Origin of the sequence: Shewanella marina JCM 15074 (genome assembly GCF_000614975.1) — a bacterium.
Taxonomy (GTDB): Bacteria; Pseudomonadota; Gammaproteobacteria; order Enterobacterales; family Shewanellaceae; genus Shewanella; species Shewanella marina.
In genome coordinates, this window is the sequence record NZ_BALM01000064.1 from 1 (window position 1) to 1,601 (window position 1,601).

Annotated in this window: 2 protein-coding genes; both read right to left on the reverse strand. The window is 42.3% G+C overall.

The window, feature by feature from the left end; genetic code table 11:
• The coding region (rfbA, locus tag JCM15074_RS20140) for a glucose-1-phosphate thymidylyltransferase RfbA (RefSeq protein WP_025823754.1) at positions 1–909 on the reverse strand (909 nt) is incomplete at its 3' end.
• Between the two features lie 92 nt (positions 910–1,001).
• Positions 1,002–1,601, reverse strand: a 600-nt coding sequence (locus JCM15074_RS20145) for a GDP-mannose 4,6-dehydratase (RefSeq protein ID WP_025823756.1), incomplete at its 5' end; no start/stop codon positions are given.

Here is a 1,601-nt window from a genome sequence, read left to right on the forward strand (position 1 = left end):
TGCGTTTCCTTTTACTGCAATCTCTTTCGTTAATTGCATATTAGGCTCGGTCACTAATGACACTAAATAACGACCATAGTCATTTTTCAGCATAGGCTCTGCCAATGTCAGTACTTGCTCATCAGTCAACCAACCATTACGCCAAGCAATCTCTTCTAAACAGGCCACTTTTAAGCCTTGCACTTCTTCTACGGTTTGCACAAATGAAGCCGCTTGATGCAAGCTTTCATGGGTACCGGTATCTAACCAAGCAAAACCGCGACCTAACAGTTCTACATTAAGTGAGCCCGCTTCTAAATAAGCTTGGTTTACCGCAGTAATCTCTAACTCGCCACGCTCTGATGGCTTAATCGTCTTAGCGATTTCAATCACGCTATTGTCGTAGAAATAAAGGCCTGTTACCGCCCAGTTAGAACGTGGCACTAGCGGCTTTTCTTCAATTGAAATGGCGCGGTAATTATCATCAAACTCCACCACACCAAAACGCTCAGGGTCTTTAACATGATAACCAAATACGGTTGCACCACTGTCACGGTTTGCGGCTTGCTTTAATGTCGCTGAAAATGATTGACCGTAGAAGATGTTGTCACCCAGTACTAAACAAACATTATCGTCGCCAATAAACTTTTCACCGATAATAAAGGCTTGTGCTAAGCCATCAGGACTCGGCTGTACTGCGTATTCGATGTCAATACCAAAATCACTGCCATCACCTAATAGACGCTTAAAACTGTCGTTATCCTCTGGCGTAGTGATAATTAATACTTCACGAATACCCGCTAACATCAGTGTTGATAATGGATAGTAAATCATTGGCTTATCGTAAACAGGTAATAACTGCTTTGATACACCGCGGGTGATTGGATAAAGACGTGTGCCTGAGCCGCCAGCTAAAATAATTCCCTTCATGGAGCAACCTAAAAATAAACAATCTAAAACAAAATAAGTCGATTTAATCTTATCTTAAATCGACTACATCATAGCAATATTACGATACCCAATTACGCTTGGCCTAAACGCTCACCGCTATATGAGCCATCTAACACGCGACTCCACCATGCTTCGTTATTTAGATACCATTCAACCGTTTTACGAATACCGGATTCGAACGTTTCTTCGGGCTTCCAACCTAACTCCGCTGCAATTTTACTCGCATCAATCGCATAACGAACATCATGGCCAGGACGGTCGGTCACATAGGTGATTAAGTCTTGGTAATGCGCAACACCTTCTGGCTTAGTCGGTACTAACTCTTCAAGTAAGGCGCAGATAGTTTGTACTACTTCAATATTGGCTTTCTCGTTATGACCACCAATGTTGTAGGTCTCACCAACCTCACCTTCCGTTACTACTTTATATAATGCACGTGCATGGTCTTCTACATACAACCAATCACGGATTTGCATACCGTTGCCGTAAACAGGCAATGCTTTACCATCTAATGCATTTAAAATCATTAGCGGAATCAATTTCTCTGGGAAATGGTATGGACCATAGTTATTTGAGCAATTCGTGACTAAGGTTGGTAAACCATAGGTACGTTGCCATGCCCTAACTAAATGGTCACTTGACGCTTTTGAGGCTGAATATGGGCTACTTGG